A 4,647-nucleotide genomic window follows, 5' to 3' on the forward strand; every position below is an offset into this window, starting at 1 on the left:
CGGCCGCTTCGCGCCAGCCGCCGCCCACGCGCCTTGTAGAGCGCCACCTGGTTCTGCCGCTGGGCCAGCTGCGACTGGGCCAACGCCTGTTGCGTGGCAAACAGGGCGCGTTGCGCATCCAGCACGTCGAGGTAACTGGCCACGCCGTTGCGGTAGCGCAGGTCGGCCAACCGGAAGCGGTCGGCCTCGGCCGTAGCCTGCGCCTGCTGTGCCAGCACCTGCTCGCCCAGCGTGGCGCGGCCCGCCAAGGCATCGGCTACTTCACGGAACGCACTCTGAATGGCCTTCTCGTACTGCGCCACTGCCAGGTCGCGCCCGGCGCGTGCCGAATCGAGCCCGGCCTGGTTGCGCCCCGCATCGAAAATGGGCAGCACCGCCTGCGGCGCCAGCGTCCAGCCCCACGAGCCGCTCTTGAACAGGCCCGACAGCGCATTGCTGGCCGTTCCGGCGCTGGCGGTGAGGGAGATGCGCGGGAAGAACGCCGCGCGCGCCGCGCCGATATTGGCGTTGGCGGCAATCAGCAGTTGCTCGGCCTGGCGGATGTCGGGGCGGCGTTCGAGCAGGTCCGAGGGCATGCCCTCGGGCACATCGCGCAGGGCCGCCGCACGGTCGTCGCCCTGGGGCGACGGCAGCAGCCTCTCGGGCAAGGGCTGCCCCACAAGCAGGGTGAGTGCGTTCACATCGAGTGCCCGCAGGCGTTGCTGCTGCGCCAGGGTGGAGCGCGCGGCAGCGGTCAGGGATTCCGCCTGGCGCAGGTCCAGCGCCGAGGTCACGCCCTGGTCGAAGCGCAACCGGTTGAGCCTGAGCGAATCGTCCCGGGTGGCCAGGGTGCGCTGCGTCAACGCCAGCAGTTCTTCGTTGGTCTGCAGGCTCAGCCAGGTGCTGACCACCGAAGCGATCAGGCTGGTCTGCACGGCGCCGCGCGCCTCTTGCGTGGCCAGGAACTGGGCCAGCGCGGCTTCCTTCAGGCTGGCCACGCGGCCAAAGAAGTCGATCTCCCATGAAGCCATGGCGAGGCCGGCAGTGTAGGTGCTGCTGATGCCGCCGCTGCCGTTGGCCGCCGGCTGGCGGTTGCCCGTGGCGGCGGCGTTGATGGTCGGAACCTGGTCGGCCTGGCGGATCTGGTATTGCGCCCGCGCCTGCTCGATCGAGGCCACGGCCACGCGCAGGTCGCGGTTGTTTTGCAGCGCCAGCGCCACCAGCTCCTGCAGGCGCGCATCGCCCACGAAGTCCTGCCAGGGCAGGTCGGCCGCTGCCGGGGCGCTGGCAGTGGCGGCCGCTGCCGGCCATTGCGCGGCCACGGGTGCCTCGGGCCGCTCGTAGGGCGGGATCATCGAGCAACCGGACAGCAGCGCCATGGCGGTGAGCGCGCAGGCCACCGGCGTCCGGGCCGCCAGGGCCTGTGCGGGCCGGCGGGGTGTGAAGATATTAAGCATGGGCATCCCCTGAGCCAGACTGGTGCGAGTGCTGGGCATCGAATTTTCTCTGGCGCTCGCTGCCCTTGAACAGGCTGCGCACCACCACGAAGAAGGTCGGAACAAAAAACACCGCCAGGGTGGTGCCAACCACCATGCCCGCGATCACGCCGGTGCCGATGGCACGCTGGCTGGCCGAGCTGGCGCCCGAGGCCATGGCCAGAGGAACCACCCCCAGGATGAAGGCCAGCGAGGTCATGATGATCGGGCGGAACCGCAGATGCGCCGCCGCCAGTGCCGATTCCACGACGCCCTTGCCCTGCGCCTGCAGGTCTTTCGCAAATTCGATGATCAGGATGGCGTTCTTGGCCGACAGGCCGATGATGGTGATCAGCCCCACCTGGAAGTACACGTCGTTGGTCATGCCCCGCAGGCTGATGCCCAGCAGCACGCCCAGCACCCCCAGCGGCACCACCAGGATCACCGACAGCGGAATCGACCAGCTCTCGTACAGCGCAGCCAGGCACAGGAACACCGCCAGGATGGCGAAGCCATACAGCACGACCGCCTGCGAGCCCGCCAGTTTTTCCTCGCGCGACTGCCCCGTCCATTCGAAGCCGAAGCCGGCCGGCAATTGCGCGGCCATCCGCTCCATCTCGGCCATGGCCTCACCCGTGCTGAAGCCGGGTGCCGCTCCGCCCGCGATGCGCATGGCCGGGTAGCCGTTGTAGCGCACGGTCTGCATGGCGCCGCTGATCCAGCGCGTGGTGGCAAATGCCGACAGCGGCACCGCCTTGCCCTGGCTGTTCAGCGCGGTGAGCTTGAGAATGTCCTCGGGCTGCATGCGCGCCTCGGCCTCGGCCTGCACCACCACCCGCTGCAGACGCCCTGCGTTCGGGAAGTCGTTGATGTAGGCAGAGCCCAGGGCCGTGGAAATGGCACTGTTGATGGCGGCAAAGCTCACGCCCTGCGCGCTGGCCTTGTCGCGGTCGACATCGACCTGCAGCTGGGGCGCATCTTCCAGGCCGTCGGGGCGCACGCCGGCCAGCACCTTGCTCTGCCGGGCCATGCCCAGCATCTGGTTGCGAGCCGCCACCAGCGCATCGTGGCCGTTGCCGCCACGGTCTTGCAAGCGGAAAGTAAAGCCGGAACTCACGCCCAGTTCTGGAATGGGTGGCGGACTCAGCGCGAAAATGAACGCATCGCGCACCCCCATCAGCGCGCCCATGGCCCGTCCGGCGATGGCATCGGCCGTGTGTTCGGCACCGGCGCGCTCGGACCAGTCCTTCAGCGTCACGAACGACAGACCGGCGTTCTGCCCCTGCCCCGAGAAGCTGAAGCCCAGCACGGCCACCATGTTCTTGACTTCGGGCTGCTGCAGCATGAAGCCCTCGACCTTCTCCACCACCGCCTGGGTGCGCTCCAGCGTGGCGCCAGGCGGCAACTGGATGTTGACCAGCAGATTGCCCTGGTCTTCATTGGGCAGGAACGAGGTGGGCAGGCGCAGGTAGAGCACGCCCACGGCGGCGATCAACGCTACGTAGATGACCATCATGCGGCCCCCTCGGCGCAGCAGCTTGGCCACCCAGCCTTCATAGCCCTTGGCGGTGCGGGCGAAGCCACGGTTGAAGCCGCCGAAGAACCCCTTCTTGGCATGGCCGTGCCCGGCCTCGACGGGTTTAAGCAGCGTGGCGCACAGCGCGGGCGTGAGCGACAGCGCCATGAAGGCGGAAAACGCGATGGACACAGCCATCACGGCCGAGAACTGGCGGTAGATGTTGCCCACCGAACCGGCAAAGAAGGCCAGTGGCAGGAACACCGAGATCAGCACCACCGTGATGCCGATGATGGCGCCCGAAATCTGGCCCATGGCCTTGCGCGTGGCCTCCAGCGGGGGCAGACCTTCCTCGCCCATGATGCGCTCGACGTTCTCCACCACCACGATGGCGTCGTCCACCACGATGCCGATGACCAGCACCATGCCGAACATGGTCAGCACGTTGATCGAGAAACCCATGGCCAGCAGGGCGCCGAAGGTGCCCAACAGCGCCACCGGCACCACGATGGTCGGGATGACGGTGTAGCGGAAGTTCTGCAGGAACAGGAACATCACCAGAAACACCAGCACGATGGCCTCCAGCAGCGTCTCGGCCACCTGCTTGATGGAAATCTTGACGAAGTCGGAGCTGTCGTAGGGAATGGTCCAGCTCACGCCCGGCGGAAAGTACTTTTCCAACTCGGCCATGCGCGTCTTCACGGCCGTGGCCGCAGCCAGCGCGTTGCCCGACGGCGAGAGCTGCACGCCCATACCGGTGGCTGGCTTGCCGTTCAGGCGCGCGGTGGTGGCGTACGACTGGGCGCCCAGCTCGATGCGCGCCACATCCTTGAGCCGCACGGTCGAGCCGTCGGGGTTGGCGCGCAGCACGATGTCGCCGAACTCCTTGGTCGAACTGATCTGGCCCGGCACCACCACGGTGGCCGAAATGGCCTGACCGCTCATGTTGGGCAGCTCGCCCAGGCTACCGGCCGACACCTGCGCGTTCTGCGCCTGGATGGCTGCGGCCACGTCGGCCGCCGACAGGTTGTAGCCCTGCAGTTTGGCGGGGTCGACCCAGATGCGCATGGCGCGCTCGGCGCCGAACAGCTGCACCTGGCCGATGCCGGGCAGGCGCTGCAGTTCGGGCACCACGTTGCGCGCGGCATAGTCGCTCAGCGCATTGACGTCGAACTTGGGGTCGGACGACGACATCATGGTGAACAGCAGGAAGTTGCTGCGCGACTTGTCCACGCGCACACCCTGCTGGGTCACCACAGAAGGCAGCCGCGGGGTGGCGCGCGACAGGCGGTTCTGCACCTCGACCTGGGCCAGGTCGGGGTTCGTGCCCGGCTCGAAACTCAGCGTGAGCGTGCCGGTGCCGTTGGCCTGGCTCACGGCTTCCATGTAGGCCAGACCGGGCGCGCCGTTCATTTCGCGCTCAATCACGGCGAGCACGCTGTCTTCGAGGGTTTGCGCCGAGGCACCAGGATAGGCGGCCGTGACCACGATGGTAGGTGGCGCCACCGAGGGGTACTGCGCCACGGGCAGTCGGGTGATCGACACGGCGCCCAGCACCATGACGAACAAGGCGATCACCCACGCAAAGATGGGTCGGTCAATAAAGAACTTGGCCATGGGGCTTGCTCCTTACTTCTGGCCGGCGCTGGCAGGCACCGCAGGAGCACTGGCCGCTGG

General features: G+C 67.8%; 2 protein-coding genes. Both read right to left on the reverse strand.

What is annotated here, in order from left to right; translation table 11 throughout:
- Positions 1 to 1,436: efflux transporter outer membrane subunit (locus tag ACDELDRAFT_RS19410; RefSeq protein ID WP_005799741.1), on the reverse strand; the 1,436-nt coding region annotated here is incomplete at its 3' end.
- Positions 1,429 to 4,587 (reverse strand): efflux RND transporter permease subunit, encoded by a 3,159-nt coding sequence (locus ACDELDRAFT_RS19415; protein WP_005799742.1) that lies wholly within the window; start codon positions 4,585 to 4,587, stop codon positions 1,429 to 1,431. The genes ACDELDRAFT_RS19415 and ACDELDRAFT_RS19410, both read right to left, overlap by 8 nt.
- Between the last annotated feature and the right edge of the window lie 60 nt (positions 4,588 to 4,647).

The organism is Acidovorax delafieldii 2AN (genome assembly GCF_000175235.1).
In the GTDB taxonomy this organism is placed as follows: Bacteria; Pseudomonadota; Gammaproteobacteria; order Burkholderiales; family Burkholderiaceae_C; genus Acidovorax; species Acidovorax delafieldii_B.

Coding starts and splice junctions, on each gene's coding strand:
- ACDELDRAFT_RS19415 (WP_005799742.1), bottom strand. CDS start 4,587: ATGGCCAAGTTCTTTATTGACCGACCCATCTTTGCGTGGGTGATCGCC.